At 71.5% G+C, this 23991-nt stretch carries 22 protein-coding genes; 8 read left to right on the top strand and 14 right to left on the bottom strand.

Annotated features, from left to right (window positions below):
* Both ACQP00_RS10230 and ACQP00_RS10225 read left to right on the top strand, forming a co-directional pair.
* Entirely contained in the window at nt 1-1086 is a 1086-nt protein-coding gene (locus ACQP00_RS10230; RefSeq protein ID WP_433217637.1) for an S-(hydroxymethyl)mycothiol dehydrogenase, read from the top strand.
* Between the two features lie 75 nt (nt 1087-1161).
* Nucleotides 1162-2088: a DMT family transporter gene (locus ACQP00_RS10225; protein ID WP_433217635.1), complete on the top strand. Its 927-nt coding sequence runs from the start codon at nt 1162-1164 to the stop codon at nt 2086-2088.
* Between the two features lie 103 nt (nt 2089-2191).
* On the opposite strand, the gene ACQP00_RS10220 is transcribed toward ACQP00_RS10225, so the two are convergent.
* Both ACQP00_RS10220 and ACQP00_RS10215 read right to left on the bottom strand, forming a co-directional pair.
* Nucleotides 2192-2608, bottom strand: a complete 417-nt coding sequence (locus ACQP00_RS10220; RefSeq protein WP_433217633.1) for a ChaB family protein — start codon at nt 2606-2608, stop codon at nt 2192-2194.
* A gap of 4 nt (nt 2609-2612) precedes the next feature.
* Nucleotides 2613-3323, bottom strand: a complete 711-nt coding sequence (locus ACQP00_RS10215) for a hypothetical protein (protein WP_433217631.1) — start codon at nt 3321-3323, stop codon at nt 2613-2615.
* 156 nt (nt 3324-3479) lie between these two features.
* Here ACQP00_RS10215 and ACQP00_RS10210 point away from each other — a divergent pair, with 156 nt between their 5' ends.
* The gene (locus ACQP00_RS10210; protein ID WP_433217629.1) at nt 3480-3836 is read left to right on the top strand and encodes a DUF2795 domain-containing protein; all 357 of its coding nucleotides are present in this window, start codon (nt 3480-3482) and stop codon (nt 3834-3836) included.
* Nucleotides 3837-4028: 192 nt separating this feature from the next.
* Here the strand turns inward: ACQP00_RS10210 and ACQP00_RS10205 are convergent, their stop codons facing one another.
* From ACQP00_RS10205 to ACQP00_RS10155, 11 genes are all read right to left on the bottom strand, one after another.
* Nucleotides 4029-4613 (bottom strand): PadR family transcriptional regulator, encoded by a 585-nt coding sequence (locus tag ACQP00_RS10205; protein ID WP_433217627.1) that lies wholly within the window; start codon nt 4611-4613, stop codon nt 4029-4031.
* 587 nt (nt 4614-5200) lie between these two features.
* Nucleotides 5201-6031, bottom strand: coding sequence for an AraC family ligand binding domain-containing protein (locus tag ACQP00_RS10200; protein WP_433217625.1), 831 nt, complete (start codon nt 6029-6031; stop codon nt 5201-5203).
* Between the two features lie 396 nt (nt 6032-6427).
* Nucleotides 6428-7129, bottom strand: coding sequence for an ABC transporter ATP-binding protein (locus tag ACQP00_RS10195; protein ID WP_433217623.1), 702 nt, complete (start codon nt 7127-7129; stop codon nt 6428-6430).
* A 109-nt stretch (nt 7130-7238) separates the two neighbouring features.
* On the bottom strand, nt 7239-7940 hold the full coding sequence (locus ACQP00_RS10190; RefSeq protein WP_433217621.1) for an ABC transporter ATP-binding protein: 702 nt from the start codon (nt 7938-7940) through the stop codon (nt 7239-7241).
* Nucleotides 7937-8971, bottom strand: coding sequence for a branched-chain amino acid ABC transporter permease (locus tag ACQP00_RS10185; RefSeq protein ID WP_433217619.1), 1035 nt, complete (start codon nt 8969-8971; stop codon nt 7937-7939). Before ACQP00_RS10185 ends, ACQP00_RS10190 begins: the two co-directional genes overlap by 4 nt.
* Nucleotides 8968-9834 carry a branched-chain amino acid ABC transporter permease gene (locus ACQP00_RS10180; RefSeq protein ID WP_433217617.1) on the bottom strand — a complete coding sequence of 289 codons (867 nt, stop codon included), beginning with the start codon at nt 9832-9834 and terminating at the stop codon, nt 8968-8970. Before ACQP00_RS10180 ends, ACQP00_RS10185 begins: the two co-directional genes overlap by 4 nt.
* Nucleotides 9835-9838: 4 nt before the next feature.
* Nucleotides 9839-11029, bottom strand: a complete 1191-nt coding sequence (locus ACQP00_RS10175) for an ABC transporter substrate-binding protein (protein WP_433217615.1) — start codon at nt 11027-11029, stop codon at nt 9839-9841.
* A gap of 21 nt (nt 11030-11050) precedes the next feature.
* Nucleotides 11051-11629, bottom strand: coding sequence for a GTP-binding protein (locus tag ACQP00_RS10170; RefSeq protein WP_433058195.1), 579 nt, complete (start codon nt 11627-11629; stop codon nt 11051-11053).
* Nucleotides 11626-12018: a roadblock/LC7 domain-containing protein gene (locus ACQP00_RS10165; protein WP_426511112.1), complete on the bottom strand. Its 393-nt coding sequence runs from the start codon at nt 12016-12018 to the stop codon at nt 11626-11628. Before ACQP00_RS10165 ends, ACQP00_RS10170 begins: the two co-directional genes overlap by 4 nt.
* A gap of 57 nt (nt 12019-12075) precedes the next feature.
* On the bottom strand, nt 12076-14817 hold the full coding sequence (locus ACQP00_RS10160) for a nitrate- and nitrite sensing domain-containing protein (RefSeq protein ID WP_433217613.1): 2742 nt from the start codon (nt 14815-14817) through the stop codon (nt 12076-12078).
* A 490-nt stretch (nt 14818-15307) separates the two neighbouring features.
* Nucleotides 15308-15892 (bottom strand): aldolase/citrate lyase family protein, encoded by a 585-nt coding sequence (locus ACQP00_RS10155; protein ID WP_433217611.1) that lies wholly within the window; start codon nt 15890-15892, stop codon nt 15308-15310.
* A gap of 233 nt (nt 15893-16125) precedes the next feature.
* Here ACQP00_RS10155 and ACQP00_RS10150 point away from each other — a divergent pair, with 233 nt between their 5' ends.
* A complete protein-coding gene (locus tag ACQP00_RS10150; protein WP_433217609.1) occupies nt 16126-16566 on the top strand; it encodes a hemerythrin domain-containing protein in 441 nt (146 codons plus the stop codon).
* Nucleotides 16567-16682: 116 nt separating this feature from the next.
* Nucleotides 16683-17489, top strand: coding sequence for a helix-turn-helix domain-containing protein (locus ACQP00_RS10145; RefSeq protein ID WP_433217607.1), 807 nt, complete (start codon nt 16683-16685; stop codon nt 17487-17489).
* Nucleotides 17490-18100: 611 nt separating this feature from the next.
* On the opposite strand, the gene ACQP00_RS10140 is transcribed toward ACQP00_RS10145, so the two are convergent.
* The gene (locus ACQP00_RS10140; protein WP_433217605.1) at nt 18101-18835 is read right to left on the bottom strand and encodes a TetR/AcrR family transcriptional regulator; all 735 of its coding nucleotides are present in this window, start codon (nt 18833-18835) and stop codon (nt 18101-18103) included.
* A 129-nt stretch (nt 18836-18964) separates the two neighbouring features.
* Here ACQP00_RS10140 and ACQP00_RS10135 point away from each other — a divergent pair, with 129 nt between their 5' ends.
* The 3 genes from ACQP00_RS10135 to ACQP00_RS10125 all read left to right on the top strand — a co-directional run bounded on the left by ACQP00_RS10135 (nt 18965) and on the right by ACQP00_RS10125 (nt 23987).
* The gene (locus ACQP00_RS10135; protein ID WP_433217603.1) at nt 18965-20296 is read left to right on the top strand and encodes a hypothetical protein; all 1332 of its coding nucleotides are present in this window, start codon (nt 18965-18967) and stop codon (nt 20294-20296) included.
* A gap of 103 nt (nt 20297-20399) precedes the next feature.
* A complete protein-coding gene (locus ACQP00_RS10130) occupies nt 20400-22979 on the top strand; it encodes a fibronectin type III domain-containing protein (protein WP_433217601.1) in 2580 nt (859 codons plus the stop codon).
* Nucleotides 22980-23012: 33 nt separating this feature from the next.
* Nucleotides 23013-23987, top strand: coding sequence for an AAA family ATPase (locus ACQP00_RS10125; RefSeq protein ID WP_433223798.1), 975 nt, complete (start codon nt 23013-23015; stop codon nt 23985-23987).
* The last annotated feature ends 4 nt before the right edge of the window (nt 23988-23991 follow it).

Genomic DNA, 23991 nt, shown 5'->3' with positions numbered 1-23991 from the left:
ATGCCAATCGAGACGCAAGGTGTCGTTGCCCTCGGCAAAGGACAGCCGGTAAGCCTGGAGACCATCGTCGTTCCCGAGCCCGGCCCCGGCGAGGCGCGGGTCGAGGTGCAGGCGTGCGGCGTCTGCCACACCGACCTGCACTACCGCGAGGGCGGGATCAGCGACGACTTCCCGTTCCTGCTCGGCCACGAGGCGGCGGGCATCGTCGAGTCCGTCGGCCCCGGCGTGACCGACGTGGCCCCCGGCGACTTCGTGGTGCTCAACTGGCGCGCCGTGTGCGGGCAGTGCCGGGCGTGCCTGCGGGGGCGGCCGTGGTACTGCTTCAACACCCACAACGCCAAGCAGAAGATGACGCTCAAGGACGGCACCCCGCTCTCCCCCGCCCTGGGCGTCGGCGCGTTCCTCAGCCACACCCTCGTCGCCGCCGGGCAGTGCACGAAGGTCGACCCGGACGCCCCGGCCACGGTCGCCGGCCTGCTCGGCTGCGGCGTGATGGCCGGCGTCGGCGCCGCGGTCAACACCGGCAACGTCGGTCGCGGCGACTCGGTCGCGGTCTTCGGCTGCGGCGGCGTGGGCAACGCGGCGATCGCCGGCGCCCGCCTGGCCGGCGCGTCGACGATCATCGGCGTGGACGTCGACGGCCGCAAGCTCGACTGGGCCACCGAGTTCGGCGCGACCCACGTGGTCAACTCGCGCGAGACCGACCCGGTCGAGGCGATCAAGGCCCTGACGGGCGGATTCGGCGCGGACGTGGTCATCGAGGCGGTCGGCCTGCCGCAGGTGTACGAGCAGGCCTTCTTCGCCCGCGACCTGGCCGGCACCGTGGTGCTGGTCGGCGTGCCGCGCCCCGACATGCAGCTGACGCTGCCGTTCCTGGAGGTCTTCGGCCGCGGCGGGGCGCTCAAGTCCAGCTGGTACGGCGACTGCCTGCCCTCCCGCGACTTCCCGATGCTCGTCGACCTGCACCTGCAGGGGCGGTTCCCGCTGGACAAGTTCGTCACGGAGACCGGCGCGCTCGGCGACGTCGAGGAGGCCTTCCACAAGATGGAGCGCGGCGAGGTGCTCCGCTCGGTCATCGTGCTCTGAACTTTCTCCGCGCCCGCGGGTCTCGACGCAATAGCGTTCAAGACCCGCGGGCGTCCGGGGGCGTGGAATCAGGACATGAGTCGTCGTGGTTGGCTCCTGTTCGGCGCCATGTGCGTCATCTGGGGCATCCCGTACCTGCTGATCAAGGTCGCGGTCCGCGAGATCGGCCCGGCCGAGCTGGTCTTCGTGCGCACCGCGCTCGGGGCCGTGCTGCTGCTGCCGATCGCCCTGGCCCGCCGCGAGCTGCGCGCGTCGCTGCGCCCGTGGCTGCCCCTGCTCGCCTACACCGTCGTCGAGATCGGCCTGCCCTGGCTGCTGCTCTCCGACGCCGAGCGGCACGTGGACAGCTCCTTCACCGGCCTCGTCATCGCCGGCGTCCCCCTGGTCGCCGCGGTCATGGCCCGCCTGATGAACCGCGCCGAACGGCTCACCGCGAGCCGGGTGAGCGGCCTGCTGGTCGGCCTGGCCGGCGTGGCCCTGCTGCTCGGCTTCCACGCGGCCGGCTCCGGCCCGATCCCGCTGCTCGAACTCGTGGGCGTCGTCGTGTGCTACGCCGCCGGCCCGCTCATCATCGAGCGCTGGCTCTCGGATGTACCGCGCTATGGCGTCGCCGCCGCCTCGCTCGTGGTCGGCGCCGTGCTGTTCGCGCCCGTCTCGGTGCCCAAGCTCCCGGACCTCGCCCGCCACGTGACCACCGGCCCCGCACTCGCCGCCCTGGCCCTGGCCGTCATCTGCACGGCGCTCGCCTTCGTGCTCTTCTTCGCGCTGGTCGCCGAGGTCGGCGGGGTACGCGCAACCGTCATCACGTTCGTCAACCCCGCGGTCGCCGTCGTGCTCGGCGCGCTCGTGCTGAACGAGCCGGTCACCTGGCTGACCGGCGCCGCATTCGCGCTGATCCTCGCCGGCTCGATCCTCGCCACCCGCCGCAAAACAACCCCAGCCGAAGACGCCGAAACCGGCCGGCTCCAAGAAACGGATCCGGCCGGCCTCAGCGCTAACTAGGACTTGGTGCGGTCTTGAGGGGGTGTGGGTGGAGCGAAGCTCCCCCACCGCTTTTCAGGACATCGAACGGTCAAACCCCGCTGCCAAAGCGCCCATACAGTGCCTACCTCCGGGCGCGGGCGGTCTCCCGGCGGTTTGCCTTCATGAGTGCCTCGACCAGCTCCGCCTTCGTCATGCGCGAGCGGCCCGGAATCTCCAGGCGCCGTGCCAGATCCAGCAGGTGCTGCTTCGAGGCGTTCGCGTCCACGCCCTCGGCGGTCTCCCGCGGCCGGTTGCGCGCCGCGGGGCCGCGCTGGGCGGCCTGCGCGTCGCTCGGGCCGGCCTCGTCCTTGCGCTCCCAGTGGTCGCCGACCTTCTCGTACGTGTGCTTCAGGGCCGAGAAGGCCGTGCGGTGCGCGCGCTCGCCGTCGCCGTACTGCTCGGCGGCCGAGTCGTGGGTCTCCTGCCAGGTCGCCTGCGCGTGCTTGTCCGAGCGCTGCAACGTGGCCGGAAGATCCGTGCGCGACTTTCTGGGAGCCATCAGGTCACCAGTCCTTCATCCAGGGAAGCTGGGTGTCCAGCCAGTCGTTGAGCCGCGCGACCTGATCGACGTTGCTGTCGAGCCAGCTGACCTGGCCGGTCATGGCGAGGATGCCGAACACGACGGCGGTACCGCTGATCAGCACGCCCAGCGTGCCGAGACCGCGCCCGGCCACGTTGGGGCGTACACCCGCGATGATGCCGCCGAAGGAGAACAGCAGGCCGAGCGCACCCACCGGGATCGCCCACGGTGCGAGCAGCCCGGTCAGCGCGGCCGCGACAGCCGCGAGTCCCAGCATGACGCCCAGCGTGGCGAGCATGCTCACCCGCGCGGGGCCCTGCCGGACGGGGACGGGCTCGGTGACGGGCTCCGTGACCGGCTCCCGGTCGATCGTGCGGCGCATCGGGGTCGTGTCGCTCTCCCGGTCCATGACGCCGACCGGCGGGATGGCACCCGTGGTCTTCGCCTCGGTACGGTCGTCGATCCCGTCGCCGTCCTTGTCGTGCTTGCGCCCGAGGCGCCACGTGCGCGTCTCGCTCGCCTCCGCGCGGTCGTCGACGCCGTCGCGGTCGCGGTCGACGGCCGGCTTCTCCACACGGTCGTCCACGCCGTCACGGTCGCGGTCGACGATGGGGCGCCCGGTGCGGTCGTCCACGCCGTCGCCGTCACGGTCGGTCGCCCCGCGGCCGCCGAACAGCTGCCCGATGCGTGCCACTGTGTGCTCACCTCCTGCGAAGCGCCCGTCCGGTCCGCCGGGGGGATTCGGAGACCGGGGTATATCGGGCGGATGTCAACCGGCTACCCAAGCACGCCGGTTTCCAATCGGGGGTGAGCCCGTTTCGGGGGATTTCGCCCGGGTACGTCACGCTCTATGGAGCGAGGAAACACGAAGCACGGAGTCGCGCTCGACGAGCGGCTCGCGCGCGAGGATGCGATCGAGGCCCGTGATGTCGACCCGGAGGGCGGGGGCGACCGCTCGGGCGGGGCGCCCGTCGGCATGACGCCGGACGAGGTCGAAGCAAGAAGCAATCTCGGCCGGTACATCCCGAAGGCCAGCCTCCCCGGCGACCGCGACGACCTCATCGCCGGCGCGACCGAGCTGGACGCGCCGGACGAGGTCCTCGACGCGCTCGAGGCGCTGCCGTCGGACGACACGCAGTACGAGACGGTCAACCAGGTGTGGGCGGCGCTGGGCGGCCGGAACGAGGATCCGTCCCGGCGTCCGTAGGCAGTTGCACTTTCCGCACAGGCTCCCGCGGCGGCGGGCTGGGGTTCGGGTTCACGGTCCACCAGCGCATGACGTTGTCCCTTGGTGCGCTTGTGACGGTCCCCGGGGCCCGCACGCCCCGGGGACCGCGCTTGTGTCGGTTGTGCTGATATGCCAGTCGGCTACGTCAGTCGGCTTCGTCAGTCGGCTACGTCAGTCGGCGAGGATGGCGTAAAGCTTGCGCCGAGTCTCGGTGAGCACCTCGAGCGCCTGGGCCCGCTGCTCGGGCGTGCCGTTGAAGCCGACCTGCCGCAGCGCGTCCATGATCCCGAACGCCGCGTCGCGAAACTCCTGCGCCTGCGAGACGTTCTCGTCGCCGTACTCCTGCCAGGGCGCGTTCTGCGCCGCCTGCTCAGCCTCGGGCCGCCCGGTGTCGGTGAGCACGAACCGCTTCCGCCCACCCGACTCCTCGGCGACGATCAGCCCTTCGTCCTCGAGCATCTGCAGCGTCGGGTACACCGACCCCGGACTCGGCCGCCAGATGCCGCCTGTGCGCTGCTCGAGCTCCTGAATCATCTCGTAGCCGTGCATCGGCCGCTCATTGAGCAGCGCGAGCACCGCGACGCGCACGTTCGGCCGCCCGCCGCGCCCACCCCGGCCACGGCCACCGTGCCCGCCGTGCCCGTGTCCACCGCGGCCCCAGCCGCCACGCCCGCCCTCGGGCGGGAACGGGGGGATGAAGCTGCCGAACCCGCGCTGCCAGGCCCCCGTGTCAAACAATCCGTGATGCGACCTCATGTCGCTCCTCCTTGTTCGCTGTATCTCTGTCGTTTGATAGTTCGACGATATATCGGGAACCTATCGCCGACAACCCTTCCCGATAGTGACCCACCCAACGTTGGCACGGAACCCGACGCATCCCCCGTCAGGCGAAAAATCGGATACGCCCGAATCAGCCGACCTGGCGCATCAGGGAAGCCGGTCTCCTGGCGCATCAGGGAAGCGGGTCTCAGGCACCACACCCGCCATCGCGACGGACGCCGTGCAACCCACACCACGGCCGGCACACACCACGGCCGGCACACACCACGGCCGGCACACACCACGGCCGGCCCACACCACGGCCGGCCCACACCACGAGCGGCCCACACCACGAGCGGCACACCACGAGCGGCCCACACCACGAGCGGCCCACACCACGAGCGGCACACACCACGAGCGGCCCACACCACGAGCGGCCCACACCACGAGCGGCCCACAACACGAGGGGCGCGGACGCGGATCTCACACACCATGGGCGGCGTGGGCGGGGTTTCAGCGGCGCGGACGGAGGTTTCTGGCACCACGGGCGGCGCGGGCGGAGTCTGGCGGCGCGGCCGGGGGTTCTAGGCGCCGCGAGCGGCGTTGCGGAACGCGGCCGGCGTCACGCCCGTGACCCGCTTGAACCAGCGCGTCAGGTGCGCCTGGTCGGCGAAGCCCACGATCCCGGCGACGTCGGCCGGCGTACGTCCCGCCGCGAGCAGATGCCGCGCATGACAAACCCGCTCCAGCACCAGCCAGGCGTGCGGCGGGAACCCGGTCGCCTCGCGGAAGACCCGCAGCATGTGGAACGGCGACAGCTCCACCCCCGCCGCCAGCTCCCGCAGGCTCGGCGCGCACCGCAGATCCGCCAGCAGCCGGTCGCGGATCTCAGCCACCTTCCGCCCGGCAGCCGCATCGGAAACCCGGATGCCCCCACCGTCGCCGCGGTGTTCCCCGTGGCGTTCTCCGTGGCGCTGGATCACCGCCGCGAAGGCCCACGCCAGCTTCGACTGCCCGGCCAGCTCATCGACCCCCGCGGTCAGCTCCTCGTGCGCGGACCGAATGAGGTGCACACTGCGCGGATCGGCGACAACCGGCTCCCGAAACCCGCTGCGCTCCGAACGCCCCTCAAAGAGCAGAGACTCGCTCGGGTACAGCACCCGGTACGCCCACCCCTCCGGCCGCGCCGCCATCCCGTCATGCGGCTCGCCCGGCTCCAGAATCGCCAGCGTCCCGACCCCGGCCCGCCGCAGCTCCCCCCGATAGTGGAACTGCTCCTCACCGGCGGTCACCACCCCGATCGCGTACGTGGCGTGCGAGTGCCGCGCGAACTGATGCCGCCGATAGCTCGCCGTCAGCAGATCGAGCGCATGCGGCCCGGCCCCGACCCGGGTCCACTCCGCCGACTCGCCCATGCCCGGCACACTACTCCGACCTGCCTCGCGCCCCGCTTCGCACGAAATGTCGGGCTTCGTCCCTCAGCCCGACATTTCGGACTTATACCCTGGCGCGACTTAAATCCGCTTATGTCGCGGCGCGCCAGCGCCCGACATAAGCGGCAACACGCCCGACCGCGTGGGTCGGTAGGCCAGACGGCGCTCAAGTCGCCGCGCGGCAGCTCCCCGACACAAACGGCGACACTTCCGACCGCGTGAGTCCGCTGGGTCAGGCGTGGTTCATGTCGCGGCGCGCTGGCGCCCGACATACATGGCGACACGCAGGTCAGGCGTGGCTGGCGACGCGCAGTACGTCGCGGCGCGCCGGCGATCGACACGAGCGGCGACTGCCCTGACCGCGTGGGTCGGCAGGAATCAGGCGTGGCTGGCGACGCTCAGCACGTGGTCGGTCAAAGAAGGATCGGCTCGTAGTTCCGCCGCTGTGTGGGTTGAGGCCACCACGCCGTCGGCGAGGAGGGCTACCCGGTCGGCCACGGCCAGGGCATGTTCCGGTTGCTGCTCGACCAGCAGGACCGTCAGGCCGCCGCGGGCGAGTTCGGCGACGACGGCGCGGACGCGGTCGGCCAGGTCGACGGCCAGGCCTTCGCAGGGTTCGTCCAGCAGCAGTACCGTCGGCTGGGTCAGCAATGCCCGCGCGATCGCGAGCATCTGGGCCTCGCCGCCCGAGAGTTGGTCGCCGCGGTTGCGCATGCGCTCCTTGAGGCGGGGCAGGAGTTGCAGCACGCGCTCCTGGGTCCACTCCCCCTTGCGGCGGGACAGCTGCAGGTGCTCGGCGACCGTCAGGCTGGGGAAGACGCGGCGGCCCTGCGGGACCAGGGCGATGCCGGCCCTAGCCACGCGGTGCGCGGGGCGGCCGGCCAGGTCGACGTCGTCCAGCGCCACGCGGCCGGCCTTCGGCTTGATCAGGCCGCAGATGGTGTGCACGAGCGTGGTCTTACCGGCGCCGTTGCGGCCGAGGACGGCCAGGGCCGCGCCGGTCGGCACCGTCAGGTCCACGCCATGGAGAACCGTGCCGCCGCCGTAGCCGGAGTGCAGGGCCTGGACAGTCAGCGTCACGGTGTCACCCCGGCGTAGGCGGCCTTGATCTCCGGCGAGCGCCTCGTCTTGGCGACAGTGCCGGCGGTGTGGACGTGGCAGTCGGAGTGCAGGGCCTGGACAGTCAGCGTCACGGTGTCACTCCGGCGTAGGCGGCCTTGACTTCCGGCGAGCGCCTGGTCTCGGCGACGGTGCCGGTGTGGACGTGGCGGCCGGAGTGCAGGACCGTGACGTGGTCCGCGAAGCCGTACACCAGGTCCAGGTGGTGCTCGACCAGCAGGACGGCCACCGTCTTGGGCAGGGTGGCCAGCAGGCCGGCCAGCAGTTCGACCTCCGGCGGGGCCAGGCCCGCCGCGGGCTCGTCCAGCAGCAGCAGCTTGGGGTCGCCGGCCAGGGCCATGGCGAGCTCCAGCTGGCGGCGCTGGCCGTGGGAGAGGCTGCCCGCCTTCACGCCCGCCACCGACTCCAGGCCCACGGCCGTGAGGTACCCGGGTGCGCCCGGACGCAGGCGGCCCCACGGGCGGCGGGCGGCGACGAGCACGTTGTCCAGCGCGGTCAGGGTCGAGTAGACGGCCGGGTGCTGGTGGGTGCGGCCGATGCCGAGCCTGGCCCGGCGGGCCGGGGACATGCGGGTCACGTCGCGGTCGTCGAAGTGGATGCGGCCGGTCGTCGGGCGCTGGGCGCCGGCGATCAGGTTGAGCAGCGTGGACTTGCCGGCGCCGTTCGGGCCGATGAGGGCCCGGCGCTCGCCGGGGGCCAGGTCCAGGGCCACGCCGTCCAGGGCGGCCAGGTCGCCGTAGCGCCGGCCGAGGTTCTCCACCCGCAGGATCATCGGGCCGCTCCCCGCTCGGGCATGGCGTCCTCCGCCGGCTGGGGACGGCGCGGGGCGGGGATCGGCTCAGGCGGTACCGGAGCAGGCTTTGGACGGAGGCGGTTGAGGAAGGACAGCGCCGCGTGCTCGCCCAGCAGGCCGTTGGGCAGCAGGTAGACGCAGATGATGAACAGGATGCCGAGCAGCAGCGGGGCGTGCCCGGCGGTGGCGATCCAGTCCCGGGTGGCGACGACCAGGGCCGCGCCGACCAGGGCACCGACCATCGAGGTGGCGCCGCCGATCACCACGGCGAGCAGGATGAGCGCGGCCACGTCGAAGCCGCCGTCGCCCGGGGAGACGTACGACTGCACCGTGAACAGCAGCGCCCCGGCCACGCCGGCCAGGGCGCCGGCGGCGACGTAGGCGGCGGTGAGGTACCCGTTGACGGGGTGTCCGCTGGCCCGCATGCGCCGGGCGTCGTCCCGGGTCGCGCGCAGCAGGGCGCCGGCCGGGGTGCGCAGCACGAGCAGCACGACGCCGACGAGGACGGCGACGACCGCCAGGGTGTAGAGGTACTTCGACGCGTCGGTGTCGAGGTCCACCAGGCCCGGCAACGGATGGACGGGCGCCCAGGAGGTGAAGCCGTCGGTACCGTGGGTCAGGCTCTTCCAGCGACCGGCCACTGTGGACGTCAGCTCGCCCAGGGCCAGCGTGATCATGAGGACCACGACCCCGCGGGCGTAGACCACGAGCGGTGCGGTGATCAGGGCGAACAGCGCGCCGGTGCCGGCCGAGGCGAGCAGGTGGACGACGCCGACGCTCAGGTCGTTGTCGATCATGATCGCGGTGGTGTAGGCGCCGACCAGGAACGGGGCGGTCTGGCCGAGGGTCGGCAGGCCGGCCACGCCGGTCAGCAGCGCGACGCTGACCGCGAGCAGGCCGATGATCAGCATCCGGGTGAGCATGCCGACGGCGTAGTGGTTGAGCGTCCACGCGAACGAGACGAGCAGGCCGAGGATGCCCAGCGTCAGGAGGTACCGGAGAAATCTCATGCGGACCGCCCCGACGGCAGCAGCCCGCGAGCCCGTGCGGCCAGCGCGATCGCCATCGCGCCGAACAGGGCGAAGGGAGCGGCGGTGGCGAAGTTCGAGACGCCGATGGTCTGGATCTCGCCGACGGCCAGCGCGGCGATCAGGGTGCCCAGGATCGAGCCCATGCCGCCGAGGACCACCACGACCAGCGAGAGCATCAGCACCTGATCGGCGGTGCGCGGGCCGGCCCCGATGATCGGGGCACCGAGCGCGCCGGCCAGCCCGGCCAGGGCACCCGCGCCGGCCAGGACGCTGGTGCGCACCGTGAACGGCGACACGCCGAGCATGGCGACCATGTCCCGGTCGTCGACGGTCGCGCGCACGAAGTGCCCGGCCCGGGAGCGGGTGATCACGGCGAAGAGGGCGGCCGCGATGAGCGCGGCGACGACGATCAAGGCCAGCCGGTACCCCGGGTAGCTGTGCCCGGCCAGGTCCACCGGCCGGTCGAGCACCTTGGGCACGGCGATCGGCAGCTCGTCCTTGCCGAACAACGCCGTCAGCCGGTCGCCGACCACCAGCGCGACGCCGAACGTGAGCAGCGCCTGCGCGAGGTGGCCGCGACCGGCCAGCGGGACGAGCATCGCCGAGAGCAGCGCGCCGCCGAGGCCCGCGGCCGCGGTGCCGACCAGCACCGCGAGCGCGAGCGAACCCCAGCTGCCGTCGCTGATCTTCGCGGCGGCGTACGCACCGAACGCGAAGAGCGTCCCGTGCGCCAGGTTGAGCACATCACCGACGCCGAAGGCGAGGGTGAGCCCGGCGGCGACGACGAACAGCAACAGGCCGTAGGCCACGCCGTCGACCGCCGGGATCAGGTACAGGTCCAACGGACTACTGGCCAACCGTGGCGAGGTCCTGCACCAGCGTGTTCGCCAGTGCGCGGCCGTCGTTGCGGACCTGGCGCAGGTACCACTTCTGGATCGGCGCGTGGTTCTTGCCGAACTGCCACTGGCCGCGCGGGCTGGAGATCTGGCCCAGCTTGCCGACCTGCTCGTTGATCGTCTCCGAGGTCACGTTGTTGCCGGCCGCGGCGATCGCCCGGTCCAGCACGGCGGCCGCGTCGTAGGACGCCATCGCGTACGTGGTCGGGGTCGCGTCCGGGAACTGCTGACGCCAGGCGGCGACGAACTTGCGGTTCTCCTCGTTGTCGAGGTCGGGCGAGTAGTTGCAGGTGGTGAAGACGTCCTTCGCGGCGTCGCCCTCGGCCTGCAGCACGGTGCCCTCGGTGATGAACGCGCCGTACAGCGGCAGGTCCTTCACGTCCGACTGCTTGTACTGCTTGACGAAGTCGATCGCGGCCTTGCCGGCGTAGAAGGTGTAGACCGCCTTGGCGCCGCTCGACTTGATCTGGCTGAAGTACGGCAGGAAGTTCGTGGTCTGCGGGAACGGCGTCCACAGCGTCTTGCCGCCGGTGTTGGCCAGCTGGCCACCGATCTTGGCGAACTCGGTGGTGAAGCCGCCGACCTCGTCGTAGCCACCCTGGTAGTCCGGGCCGATGGCGAAGACCGGGCCGTTGACCTTGTCCTTGATGTACTGCGCGATGGACTGCCCCGGGTCGGAGGACATGAAGCTCGTCGTCCACACGCCGTTGAGGTCCTTGAGGTCCGGGCGGCCGTTGGAGCCGATCAGCGGCACCTTCGCCTGGGACAGCAGCGGCGCCACGGCGGCCACCGAGCCACCGCCGACGATGCCGGTCATCGCGAGGACGCCGTCCTCCTTGACCAGCTTGGTCGCGGCCGGAACAGCGGTCTGCGCGCCGTCGCCCTCGTCGGCCACCTTGAGGTCGATCGGGTGCCCGCCGAGCTTGTTGTCGTGCATCTTGAGGTACAGGTCGAAGCCGTTCTTCAGATCAGTGCCGACCGACTGGTAGGTGCCGGTCAGCGAGCCGAGGAAGCCGATCTTCAGGGTCGACGCCGCTCCGGCGCTGTCGGACTTCGCGTCGTCGTCGTTGGCGCACGCGGCGCCCGTGAGTACCAGGCCGGTGGCCAGCGCGAGGCTGACCAGACGTCGAGGCAGAAACATTGCTCTCCTTGAGGGGGTTTTCTAGCGGCGAGCGCCGGCGCGCTGCGCAAGGGCGTGCTCGGTCACGGCGACGAGGATCTCCTTGGCCGATGCCCGGGACCGTACGTCGGCATTGAGCATCGGGACGCTCCGGTGCACGGCCAGCGCGTCGCGGATGTCCTCGAGGTGGTAGCGCGCCGCGCCGTCGAAGTTGTTGACGGCCACGACATAGGGCAGGCGGCGGTTCTCGAAGTAGTCGATGGCGCCGAAGCAGTCCGCCAGCCGCCGGGTGTCGGCGATGACGACCGCCCCGATGGCGCCGCGGCACAGCTCGTCCCACATGAACCAGAAGCGCTTCTGACCGGGTGTGCCGAAGAGGTACAGCACCAGGTCCTGGTACAGCGTGATCCGGCCGAAGTCCATCGCCACCGTGGTGCTGCCCTTGTCCGGCACCAGGGAGGCGTCGTCATGCGCCAGGCTGGCGGCGGTCATGACGGCCTCGGTCGTGACCGGCGGGATCTCGGAGATCGCGCCGACCAGGGTCGTCTTGCCCGCGCCGAACCCGCCGGCGATGATGATCTTTACCGCGGTCGGACGGCCGCGGCGGTTCGGATCGGTCACGACGGGCCCCGCACCGCGGGGGTGAGCGCGTCGCCGATGCGGTTGGCGAGCTCGGTCATCTCGTACGAGACCTTGCCGACGTCCGCGTTCGGCGACGCCAGCACGAGCATCGACGCGCCGTCGCTGAAGGCCATGCAGAACATGAACCCGCCGTCGAGCTGGGTCACGTTGGAGATGACCTGGCCGGCGTCGAAGAACCGGGCGGCGCCGGCGAGGAGCGCGACGAGACCACTGCCGGTGGCGGCGAGCTGGTCGGCCCGGTCCCGGGGCAGGGCCCGGGTATGGGCCAGCACGAGACCGTCGGTTGAGATCGCCAGCGCGTGGCTGACGTCGGGGGTACGGCTCGCGAAGCTATCCAGCAGCCAACCGAGATTACTCGGGTCGGTCACAGACGTGGTCCTCTCCAGCTGTTGCATATACATCCCAACGGTTCCCCCCGGAGCCGATCAGCCTTGCGGGCGTCGGTTGGCGACGCCTCGTGCGTATGCCGACATCGCCGCGGCCACCCGCGAGGGGTCGCGCTTGGGCGTGCCCGTCTGCATCGGTGTCCCGGGACGCTGCTGCTGCTGGGTCGGCTCGGCCGCGCCCGGCACCAGGTGCCGGCCCGCCGCGCGCACGGGCAGACCCGCCGCCGTCGTGTCGCTGACCGAGGGCGTGGCCGCCTCGGCCGCGGCCCGCCAACCCGCGTCGGCGCTCGACTCCCAGTTCCTCGGCTCGGGCGCGGCGGCCGCGGCGACGGGCGCCGGTGCCGGCGCGCTCATCGCCATGGCCGGCTCGGGCTCGGCGAGACCGGGCGGGGTCTCGACGTGGAACCAGCCGCTGACCGAGTTGAAGATCGGCAGCTCCATCGCGTCGTCCTCGGCGGACAGGATCGCCGGGACCTCGGGCTCCGGCAGCGGCGGCCACATGCCCGGGCCGGGCGGGGCGGCCGGCCGGCTCGAGCTGGGCTGCTCGTACGCGTCGTACGCGGGCTGAGCCTGGTAGGACTGCACCGGTTCGGCCTGGTACGACTGGGCCGGGTAGGGCGCGTCGTAGTCCGGGGCCTGGAACACCTGCGTCGGCGCCGAGGACTGGATCGTGGTCAGCTCCTGCGTCGCCCACTGCTGGGCCTGGGCGGGCGCCGGGACCTCGAACAGGCTGGGCTCGCTCGGCCGCTGCGGGGTGAACAGGTCGTTGCCCGGCCGGGAGCCGTTGCCGTTGTGCTCCGGCGCGCCGACGGTCGCCGGCGCCAGCTGGGGTCCCCGCTCCGACGCCATGATCGGGCGGAAGACCTCCTTGGGGATGATGATCTCCGCCAGGGTCCCGGTGTGCTGGCCGGGGCGCAGTTGAACGCTGATGTTGTACCGCGCGGCGATGTGCCCGACCACGGTGAGTCCCATGGCACGGACGGCGGCGATGTCGATCGCCGGCGGCTGCGCCAGGAGCTGGTTGAGCTGCTCCCGACGGGTCGGGGAAAGCCCGACGCCGACGTCCACGATCTGCACGATCACCCGGTCGCCCAGGCCGCGGGCGGTGACCCAGACCTCGGAGTCCGGCGGCGAGTAGCCGGTCGCGTTGTCCAGCAGCTCGGCGAGCAGGTGCACGATCTCGTCGACGGCCTCGGCGACCACCGCGACGTCGTCGTCCACGCTGCCGAAGCGGACCCGCACGTAGTGCTCGATCTGGGAGATCGCGGCCTGCAGCACCTTGCCCAGCGGCGCGTCCTCGCGCCGGACGCGGGCGGCGCCGGAGCCACCGAGCACCAGGAGGCTCAGGTTGATCCGGGCCATCCGGGTGGCGAGGTGGTCGAGCTGGTACAGCTCCTGCAGCCGGTCCGGGTCCGTCTCGTCCCGCTCGACCTTGTCGACCTGGGCCAGTACCGCGTCGACCAGTCGCTGTTCGCGGCGGGACAGGTGGACGAAGATCTCGGCCACGTTGGACCGCATGACGGCCTGCTCACCGGCGATCCGGACCGCCTCGCGGTGGACCGCGCGGAAGGCCTGGGCCACGTCGGCGACCTCGTCCGCCCCGGAGACCACCAGGGTCGAGGAGGCGCGTTCGGCGACCTCGTCCGGGTCGACCGTGCCGGGCGCGGCGGCGCGCAACTCGGAAACGACCGTCGGCAGCTGGTCGTACGCGACGGTCCGCGCGGCGTCCTGCAGGTATCGCAGCCGCCGGGTCAGGCGCCGGGCCACGAAACCGGTCAGCACGATGGCGACCAGCAGGACGACCACCACGCCGACGGTCTGCAGGGCGGCCCGGGTCATCTGGTCGTCGTGCACGGCCGCGACGGCCTGCTCGATGCTCTCGTCGACCTGCTGCTCGACCTGGTACAGCAGCCCCTCGTAGCCCGACATGGCGTTGATCCAGGCCGCCGACTCGAAGGTGATGCGCTGGCCGGGCTGGGTGCGGCCGACCTGGTCCTGCAGCCGCTGGGCGGCCACCACCTGATCGCCCATACCGGCCTGCTCGTACCAGGTCCGCCACTCGGGCGGGGCCAGCTGGGAGAAGGCGACCGACTGCTCGGTGAAGCTCGTGCGGGTCGCGGTGATCTCCTGCTGCAGCGCCGGGGTCAGCTCGCCGGCGGCGATGCCGCGGAGCACCGCGGCCTGCTGCTGGCCGATGGCCTCGGAGGCGCGGGAGAGCGCGGCGGCCGCGCGGATCTCGTCGGCCAGGTCGGTCGGGGCGCCGGAGCGGGCCACCGACTCACGGTAGTCCAGCAGGTCGGCGATCATGATCCGGTAGCTGAAGGCGACGGCCGAGACGGAGGCCTGCTTGCCGTTGCGGACCTGGTCGCGCAGCTTGGCGAGGCTCCCGAGGCCGGTGTCGATGCGGTTGAGGGTCTCCGAGTCCCCGCCGCCGGCGAGGTTGTGACGCTGCGTGTCGTACTTGTGCACGGCGTCGTCGGTCAGCATCGACTGCTGCTGGAACGCGTCCTGCTGGGTCGCCTCGTTGTGCAGCACGACGTTGACCGCCGCGGCGCGTTCCCGCTGCAGCGCGTGCGCGAGACCACCGGCGTCGGTGGCCAGGGCGGAGAGGTCCTGCAGGGTCCGCGCCCGGTTCACCTCCTGCACGGTGGAGTAGAAGGCGACGCCGGCGAACACGACCACGGCGACGAGCGGCAGGGCGACGATGAGGCGGAGCTGGTCGACGATGCGCCGGCCGGCCCGCTGCCCCGACCGCCGTTCCTGGCCGCGCCCAGGGGGCATCGGCTCCTCACGGCGAGCGAGAGCGGCGGTATGGCGGGTAGGCCGGCGCTCGGGGCTCTGCCGCGAGTCGCGACCCTGCCGTTGGGCGGGCACGGGCAGCGAGCTCTGGCTTTGGGTCACGAAAAGTCCCCGCAGGCATCCGAGATTGACAATGCGCGTCGGACGCGATCCCAGCCGAGCTGGGCAAGTGCCCCAATTGCGCGGCTGTCGCATCGACGTTGTGCACAATCACAGAGCGGCCGATCTGTGTCAATACCGACGTACGTGATCGAACGACGATCGCCTCTTTCCGGCTCATCCGTTCGCCGACGAGGGGTCAACCCCTTCGGACCCAAACGGCTGGACCGGACGGATTTCTGACTGATGCTTTCCGATATGAGCAACCCTGGTGTGATGTTAACTTTACGCGGCGGCAATCATCACAGATTGCATTGTCGACAACACCATGGGTAATTGATTGTTGCCACAAGATATGTTCGGGCGACAATGTTCATGCGCAGGAAAATATTTCATCGGCAAGCTTCACCTGCTCGTCATCCGCGCAGATCCGGCCGCCGAAACCCAGCCGCGCGAGGGACCGCGACGAGGCCGCAAACCGGCCCGGATCAGGGCAGACGTCCGCCACCGGCGCCCCGATCCCGGCGGCCGCGCCCGCGAGTACGGCCATCGATCGCAGCCACTGCAGCTCGGTCTCGTCAGGACCCGGCCTCATGCGCAGCTCGACGCGCAGGGCCGCCTCGCACAGCAGCAGCCGGGCCACCCGCGGTGCGCGGGCGAGCTCCGAGGCGGCCAGGACGCCGGCCGCGGTCTCCAGGGCGGGGATGACGGCGATGGAGCCGATCGGCAGTCCCGCCGACTCCTCGGCCTCGGCCAGCGCGGCCCCGAGGGCGGCGAGCTCGGGCGCGGACGCGGCGGCGGAGGCGCAGACGCCCGCGAGGCCGGGTGCCACCACGGACCTGGTCGCGCGCATCCCGGCCTCGCCGGGTGGGAGCCGCACCCAGCCACCGGGGCCGATGGGTGCCACGTCGTGCAGGCGGGCGGGGCGGAGGCCGGCAACGTACAGGTACGACACCATCCTCTGATCTTCAGGCCGGCGCCGGGATTCGGCCATTCGACCGCAGGCCTGCGCCCTCCGCGCGACCGTTGCTTCCCACGCCGGCGGCCTCCGCGCGCGGCCGTTGCTTCCCAGGCCCGGCGCCTCCGCGCGCGACCGTTGCTTCGCAGGCCGGGGCGCCGGAATTCTGCGATTCGGCCGCGAGGCCGGGCTTCCGCGCGCGACCGTGGAGGAGCCGACTCTGAGGAGGGGACATGGCTTCCGACGCCGTCACGCTGATCACGAACGACCACCGCATGATGGAGCAGCTCTTCGACCGCCTGCGCGACGGCGACGGGGATCGCCAGCTGCTGCTCGACGAGTGCGCGGCGCGCCTCACCGCGCACAGTCACGCCGAGGAGCAGAAGGTGTACACCGAGCTGCCCTCGCCCGAGGAGGCGCACCACGGCGCCGACGAGCATCACGAGGCCGAACGGCTCCTGCACGACCTGCAGCGCATCTCGCCCGAGGGGCCGGACTTCGAGGAGAAGCTCGAGGAGTTCATCGCCGCGGTACGCCACCACGTCGAGCACGAGGAGACGGTGCTGCTGCCCGAGTTGCGGGAAAGCGTGTCGCCGGAAAGGCTGGAGGAGCTCGGGGCCGCGTTCGAGGAGATCCGCATCGCCGAGCTCGCGGTCGCCGGCATCCGGGTGTAATTGCCGCACTTCAGCTTGCCGATTGGCGGGCCTTCGGTACAGTCGGGCTGGTCATGGTCAGTTTCGGCGGCCTTACCGTGGACCCTGTCGGCGCGGCGCGCCTGAGCGACCTGCCCGTGGGGCGTTCGCCTGTGCGGACCGCCGACCACGTCGTCATTCTGGTGAGCGCGGGGCAGGGCACGCATGCGCTGGACTTCGTGACGTACGCGTGCCGCCCTGGAACCCTTCTGTGGGGCCGTCCGGGCCAGGTGCACCAGTTCGGCGCGCAGACCGGGTTCGACGCCACGGTGCTGTCGTTCGCGCCCGCGATCCTTCCCGATCTGCCGCTGCCCGAGCTCGTCAGCGACCCGTTCGCCCCGGCCTGCTGGCAGCCCGCCGGCGAGGACGAGGACGCGATCGTGGCCGAGATCGCGCAGATCGGGGTCGACCAGGTGCGTTTCGGCGGGACCGCGTTCGGCGCGACCCTGCTGGCGCATTCGGTGGCGGTGCTGCTCATGCGCATTTCCGCCCTGGCTCCGGTACCGCACCGCAGCCCCGCCCACCTCCTCATCGGGCAGCTTCGCAAGGAGCTCGAACGCGAGGTGCGGCACCGGCGGGTCGAGGACTACGCCGACCAGTTGCGCTGCTCGGTGCGTACTTTGACCCGGGCCAGCCTGGCCGTCACGGGCCGCAGCGCGAAGCAGCTCATCGACGAGCGGGTGGCCCTCGAAGCGAAGCGGGTCCTTGCGACGAGCGACCTTCCGGCGGCGGATGTGGGGCGGAAGCTTGGGTTTGAGGAGCCGACCAACTTCGGGCGGTTCTTCGCTCGGGAGACCGGGCAGTCGCCGGGGTCGTTCCGGGCGGCGCTGCATCGGTCGCCGGCGCCTCGGGTGCCACATCAGCGCTCGGCGCTGCCGGGCCGCTTGACGCCACGCACCGCCTGACGCACTGGGCTGACGGACGACACGCACCCGCCCGACGTCCACACACCGCCCGACGCCACGCACCCGCCCGACGCCACGCAGCCGCCCCGACGCAGTGGGCCGCTCGACGCCACGCACCGCCTGACGCCTTCGGCCGCCCCAACGCGCTGGGCCGCCCAACGCCACCGCACCGCGCTCACCGCAATGGCCCGCCTGACGCTATGGCCCCCTGACGCACTGGGCCGCCTGACGGAATGCACCGCACGACGTGGTGGGCCGGCTGTCGGGCTGGTGTTGCTGCGGGCGCCCGTGCGCGCGTTGGGGGCCGCTTTGGCGGTCAAGCATTTGCTTCGTGCCAAGTCGAGCGCGTTCACTCGATCGTGCGCTGCTCGTTCACTCGATCGTGACCCAAGTGGCCGCGAAATCCGGCCCGAACCGGATATTTCGCCTGACAGGCGATAAGTCCGATATGTCGCGGCGCGCCAGCGCCCGACATATCGCCCCCAGAACACCCCCGCGACCAATTGGAGTAATGCCAAACCCGCTTGAGTAATGGCACAACATCCGCTGGAGTAATAGAACAGAAACTGTACGCAGCGTGGCATTCCGGCAATTCGGAAAAAAGCGCACAATCACCGCGTGATCCGGCACTCCGCTGGTTTGGCCGGGGCCGGGTGGGAGGACTCGATCTCGAGTTCGAGCGCCGCCTCCTCGCGGCCCACGAAGGGGACCAGCGTGAAGTAGGTCAGGGTTGGGAGCAGGGCCGGGAGTTCCGACACGCGACCGGAGGCGACGTAGCGGTACACCGTGGCGTAGATGCCGCCGACGATCGTCTCGACCAGCTCCTCCGGCATCGGCAGGTCGGCCGCGCGCGGGGCCTCGGCGAAGAAGCGGTCGAAGCGGCGCAGGGTGCGGGCCCGTTCCGCGCGGCCGTGCGGGCCGGCTGAGTCGATCTCGACGACCGCCATCGCCGCGAAGGCCGGGAGCTCGGTCAGGACCTGCAGCATGACCCGCAGGGCGGCGCGGGCGCCCTCGCGCCAGCCGGTCGCGTCGCGGTAGGCGTCGTCCATGATTTTGAACAGGATGTCGGTGCCGTGGCGGTACGTCGCGATCAGGGCGTCGTCCTTGCCGGCGAACAGGGCGTAGAAGGCGGGTCTGGTCACGCCCGCGGCGCGGCAGATGTCGCTGACGGTGGCGTTGGCGTAGCCCTTCTCGGCGACCGTGTGCACCAGGGCGTCGAAGAGCCGTTCGCGCTGGTTGGCCGCGATGACCTCGGGCGGGACCCGGCTCGGGCCGCGCTTGATCGCGCGGGCGGGGTCGCGGCCCTCACGCGCACCGGGCAGCTGGCCCAGCGAGTCGGTCGCCATGCCCCCAGTATCAATCGATCCGGCACTGCGGCCCACTCCTGACTGACCTAAGTACACGCCGGGCATCGATTGAAGGCCGAACGGGCCACCGGGTGGCGAACGACCGGGCCGACAGGGCAGAGTATCGGCGTGTCCACGTCCGCCCAGTTGGCCAATGCCGTGCAAGGCGCGCGAGCGATCGCCGCGCACGGGGACAAGCGGGGCGCCCTGATCCTGCTCGACCAGGCCGTCGACGCCGCCTCGATGACCCTCGGCACCGACGATGCCGAGGTGCTGGCGGCGACGGCCCAGCTGGCGCGCTACCACGTCGAGATCGGCGAGCTCAACGACGCGCGGCGGGTGCTCGAGGAGGGGCTCGCGGCCGGGTACCACCGGCTCGGCGACGGGCACGCGGTGATGCTCACGCTGTCATACGAGCTGGCCCGGGTGGCCGACGAGCTCGGCAACGTCTTCGAGGCCAAGCGGCGGTACACGCAGCTGGTCAAGCTCGGCCCGCAAGCGCTGGGCGACGGGCATCCGAGCGTGCGGGCGGCCCGGGAATACCTGGGACTGCCGGAGCCGGAGGGCGACATTCACGTGCCGGCCCCGCCGCCGGTGACGTTCGACCCGGTCACGCCGCCACCCACGCCTCGCCAGCCGATCGACGACCGCCCCATCTTCCGACCCGAACCGCGCCACGACGAGCCGCGATACGACGAGCCACGCTACGACGAGCCGCGCTACGAGGAGACCCCGCAGCGCGAAGCAACGCAACGCCAAGCAACGCCGTGGGAGCAGGCCGCGCCCGGGGTCATGCAGCGCCCCGACTACCAGCCGACCTGGCCCGCCCAGACGTCGGCCCTGCCGGTCAGTGTGCCCCCGATCAGCGGGCCGCCGATGAGCGTGCCGCCGATGAGTGTGCCGCCGATCAGTGGGCCCCCGGTGAGCGTCCCGCCGCTGCCGCCGGTCAGCGCTCCCCCGCGCCCGGTGCAGCCGAGGTTGCCGCAGCCGGAGGAGCCGCCGCGCCGTACGGCCATGATCGCCGTCGTCGTCATCGCCGTCGTGGCGGTCCTGGGCGGCGCGGCCGCGGCCGGGGTGGCGTTCATGGCCGCGCGCGACGACAAGGCCGCCCCGCAGCCGACGAGCACCGTCGCGGCACCGGACCAGGGCGGGGGCGGGACCGCCGCCGAGCCGTCCCAGCCCGCCCTCGGCAACGGACGGGCACCGCGCGACCTGCAGCTGCGCGACGACAAGACGAGCGTGACGCTGACCTGGACCGACCCGACCAAGGGGACCGTGCCGTTCGTCGTGGCGGGCGGCACCGAGGGCGCGATGCAGAAGCTGCAGGGGCTGCCGGCGGGCACCACGACGTACAAGATCAATGGGCTCAGCGAGAAGCTGGAGTATTGCTTCACCGTTGCGGCCGTCTATGGGACGCAGGACGTCCAGCTGTCGGACCTCGCGTGCACGAAACGCAAATAGTGCGAAGACTTCCGGCGAGCACGCTCTGTGACCGGGTACCCGGCACTCATCGACGGGAATATGATGGGCGCCGGTTTCGGGGAGGGCCGGGGATGGTGATGGCATGCGTTTGAACCTGCGCTCGGGCCGCAGCGGCGCGCTGATCACGGGCGGCACCATCGTCGCCCTGGTGGCGGTGCTGGGGCTCACGCTGTGGGGCACGGGTTCGGCGAACCACGCCGTCGCGAGCTTCGACGTCAGCGCCTGGCTGTGGAGCGCCGACAAGGGCGAGATCGCCCGGGTCAACGGCGTGACCGGCAAGGTGGACACCCGCACGAAGATCACGGATGCCCAGGGGCACACGATGCAGGTCACCCAGAGTGACCGTTTCGTGATCCTCCGGGACATGAACACGGGCAAGGTCAGCGTCCTGGACCTGTCCAGCCTGACCCTCGGGGCGACCACCCAGTCGACGCCCGGCCTCGGCGTGACCGTCGCCGTGCACAACGACACCGCCTTCATCATCGACACGGTGCAGGGCCAGGTCCGCCAGCTCGACCCGACCACGCTGCTGCCGGTCGGCGAGACGCTGAGCTTCCCGCCGGGCATCTCCGGCGGCGCGTTCGACGACAGCGGCAAGCTGTGGCTGCTGGTGCCCTCCGAGGGCACGGTGGTGGCGATCGACGCGGCCAAGAGCGCGCCCGCCTCCCCCGGTGGCGGCCAGGGCGGCGGGTTCGCCGGCGACCCGGTGAAGGTCAAGACGGTCGGCGTGGCCGATCCGAGCCACGACCTCGCACTGTCCATTCTGGACACCGGGGTGGCCGTGCTCGACAAGACCGCCACCACACTGACCACCCTGCGCGGCGACGCGGTGAAGAAGGTGCCGCTGAAGCTCGACGGCGAGGGCGGCATGCCCGGGCGCACCGTCGGCGGCGACGTGCCGGTCACGGTCGTCGACGGCAGCCACGTCTACATCGTGAACAACGACAGGGTCAACGACTTCGCGGTGCCCGGCGACAGTCCCAAGCTGCAGCCCTGCGTGGCCTGGTCGGGCCGGTTCTACTGCGCCGACGACGCCACCGGCACCGTCTACGTGCTCGACGGGCAGGGCAAGGCGCTCGACCCGATCCGCATCCAGGCGGGCGGCAAGCCGCTGGAGATCGAGGTCCGCGAGGACCGGATGTTCATCAACGCGCCCGGCGGGCAGACCGCGCGGGTCGTGGACGCCAAGAACAAGGTGACCACGGTCGACAAGTACGCCAACGACGTGCTCGGCGGCGACGCCCCGCCCGCGCCGCCGCCCCCGCAGCAGACCAAGCCGCCGGTCGGGCCGCCCGGCGCGCCGGGCCGGGTCAACGCCGTGGCCGGCAACGGGACCGCCCACATCACGTGGACCGCGGCGCCGCCGAACGGCAGCACGGTCACGAAGTACGTGGTCGAGGGGGACGGGCAGCCGCCGCACGAGGTCGGGGCGAGCCTGCGGGCCCTCGACGTCGCGGGGCTGACGAACGGGCAGACGTACAAATTCACGGTCTATGCGGTGAACGCCAAGGGCAACGGGCCGAAGAAGGCCGCGAACCCGGTGGTGCCGACCCGTGACGTGCCGGACGCGCCGGTGAGCGTGGCCGCCGTGGCCAACCCGGACGGGACGGTCGCGGTGACCTGGCCGGCCGCGAACGGGCAGGGGCACAAGATCGCCAAGTACGTCGTGACCACCGTCGGCACCGGCGAGTCCAAGACCTTCGAGTCGGCCCAGCCGCAGCTCACGGTGCCCGCCGGGGAGCTGACGTACGGCACCCAGGTCGCCTTCAAGGTCGCCTCGATCAACGACATCGGGGCGAGCTCGGAGCAGTCGCCGCTCAGCCCGTCGGTCGTGCCGTTCAACAAGCCGGGCGCGCCGACCGGCCTGACCGTGAAGGCCTCGACGGGCAAGCGCGGCACGGTGGTCGCCACCTGGAAGGCGCCGGCGGACAACGGCTCGCCCCTCACCGGGTACGAGGCCACCGTCAACGGCACCAAGCAGACCATCGGCACCGCGCTGACCCACGAGTTCACCGGGTTCAAGGACGCCGAGGCGGTCACCATCCAGCTCCGCGCGGTCAACAAGGCCGGCCAGAGTGCGCCGGCGACCGGCTCGGGCACCACGCTCGCCGCGCCCAAGATGACCGTCAACGACGGCGGGGACACCGCGGCCCTCAACTCGATCACCGCGCACTTCACCGCGACCGACGGCGGCTCGCCCGGCACGTGCGTGCTCGCGGTCGCCGGGGCCGGCAGCACGTCGGGCAACTGCTCGGGCTCGCTGACCCAGGGCGGGCTGTGGCCGAACACGGCGTACACGTACACCGTCACGATCACCAACCAGGCCGGGATGACCGCCAGCGGCACCGGGTCGATCAGCACTCCGGTCTACAAGGGCACCGTGGTCTGCAACGACCCCGGCTACTGCGGGAAGACCGCGAGCGGCGGCGGCATCTGGGTCTACAAGAGCCCGTCGCAGTCCGGTTCGGGCATCGGCGACGTGTTCAACGGCGAGAGCTACGTCGCGATCTGCCAGACCAACACCAGCGTGAGCATCAACGCCGAGCCCTACGGGGGCAAGAAGAGCACGCAGTGGATCAAGATCCAGTTCATGGGGGAGAACTACATCCCCTACGCCTGGTTGAATCTGCCCAGCGGCACGGGGCCGCTCAAGCAATGCTGATGGAGCACCGTGGTCGTCTCGGCTGAACAGTCAATTGCACAGGGTCCACCGAGTGCGGAGGAGGTCGGCGCGGCGGCCGAGCTGGTGGGCCGGCTCGCGCGCAACGTCGAGTCCATCGTGCTGGGCAAGCCGCAGGTGGTGCGGCTGACGATGACCGCGCTGCTGGCCGAGGGGCACGTCCTGCTCGAGGACGTGCCCGGGGTCGGCAAGACCACCCTGGCCCGCGCGGTCGCGGCCAGCGTGCAGGGCCAGTGGCGGCGCATCCAGTTCACGCCCGACCTGCTGCCCTCCGACGTCACCGGCGTGACCATCTTCAACCAGGCCACCCGCGGCTTCGAGTTCCACCCGGGCCCGGTGTTCGCCAACATCGTCATCGCCGACGAGATCAACCGGGCCTCGCCGAAGACGCAGTCGGCGCTGCTGGAGGTCATGGAGGAGCGGTACGTCACCGTCGACGGCGTCCGCCACGGCGTGCCCCGCCCGTTCCTGGTCGTCGCGACCCAGAACCCGATCGAGATGGACGGCACCTACCGGCTGCCCGAGGCCCAGCTCGACCGGTTCCTCATGAAGCTCTCCGTCGGGTACCCGGCCGAGGCGGTCGAGATCGAGGTGCTGCGCGGGGCCACGTCCCGCTCCCCCGAGGCGCTCGACCCGGTCACCGACACGCAGACCGTGGCCCAGCTGGTGCGGCTGGCCCGGCGCGCGCACATCGCCGACCCGCTGCTCGCGTACGCGGTCAAGCTGGCCAACGCGACCCGCGCCCACCCGCAGATCCGCATCGGGGTGAGCCCGCGTGGCGTCATCGCGCTGACCCGGGCCGCGAGCGCCTATGCGCTGACCGACGGGCGCGGGTACGTCGTGCCGGAGGACCTCAAGGTGCTCGCCGAGCCGGTCTTCGCGCACCGGCTGGTGCTCTCCCCCGACGCCCAGGTGCGCGGGGTGTCGCCGGCCGACGTGGTGCGCCAGGTGCTCGAGGCGGTGCCCGTGCCGTCCCCGGTCGCGGCCTGACGTC

It is taken from the genome of Dactylosporangium sp. CS-047395 (genome assembly GCF_050942185.1).
Taxonomy (GTDB): domain Bacteria; phylum Actinomycetota; class Actinomycetes; order Mycobacteriales; family Micromonosporaceae; genus Dactylosporangium.
The sequence above is the reverse complement of the archived record's forward strand: the minus strand, read 5'-3'. Positions and strand labels throughout refer to the sequence as shown.

Coding starts and splice junctions, on each gene's coding strand:
- ACQP00_RS10205 (WP_433217627.1), bottom strand. CDS start 4,613: ATGAGGTCGCATCACGGATTGTTTGACACGGGGGCCTGGCAGCGCGGG.
- ACQP00_RS10230 (WP_433217637.1), top strand. CDS start 1: ATGCCAATCGAGACGCAAGGTGTCGTTGCCCTCGGCAAAGGACAGCCG.
- ACQP00_RS10210 (WP_433217629.1), top strand. CDS start 3,480: ATGGAGCGAGGAAACACGAAGCACGGAGTCGCGCTCGACGAGCGGCTC.
- ACQP00_RS10225 (WP_433217635.1), top strand. CDS start 1,162: ATGAGTCGTCGTGGTTGGCTCCTGTTCGGCGCCATGTGCGTCATCTGG.
- ACQP00_RS10220 (WP_433217633.1), bottom strand. CDS start 2,608: ATGGCTCCCAGAAAGTCGCGCACGGATCTTCCGGCCACGTTGCAGCGC.
- ACQP00_RS10150 (WP_433217609.1), top strand. CDS start 16,126: ATGGCTTCCGACGCCGTCACGCTGATCACGAACGACCACCGCATGATG.
- ACQP00_RS10140 (WP_433217605.1), bottom strand. CDS start 18,835: ATGGCGACCGACTCGCTGGGCCAGCTGCCCGGTGCGCGTGAGGGCCGC.
- ACQP00_RS10200 (WP_433217625.1), bottom strand. CDS start 6,031: ATGGGCGAGTCGGCGGAGTGGACCCGGGTCGGGGCCGGGCCGCATGCG.
- ACQP00_RS10155 (WP_433217611.1), bottom strand. CDS start 15,892: ATGGTGTCGTACCTGTACGTTGCCGGCCTCCGCCCCGCCCGCCTGCAC.
- ACQP00_RS10190 (WP_433217621.1), bottom strand. CDS start 7,940: ATGATCCTGCGGGTGGAGAACCTCGGCCGGCGCTACGGCGACCTGGCC.
- ACQP00_RS10160 (WP_433217613.1), bottom strand. CDS start 14,817: ATGCCCCCTGGGCGCGGCCAGGAACGGCGGTCGGGGCAGCGGGCCGGC.
- ACQP00_RS10175 (WP_433217615.1), bottom strand. CDS start 11,029: ATGTTTCTGCCTCGACGTCTGGTCAGCCTCGCGCTGGCCACCGGCCTG.
- ACQP00_RS10130 (WP_433217601.1), top strand. CDS start 20,400: ATGCGTTTGAACCTGCGCTCGGGCCGCAGCGGCGCGCTGATCACGGGC.
- ACQP00_RS10185 (WP_433217619.1), bottom strand. CDS start 8,971: ATGAGATTTCTCCGGTACCTCCTGACGCTGGGCATCCTCGGCCTGCTC.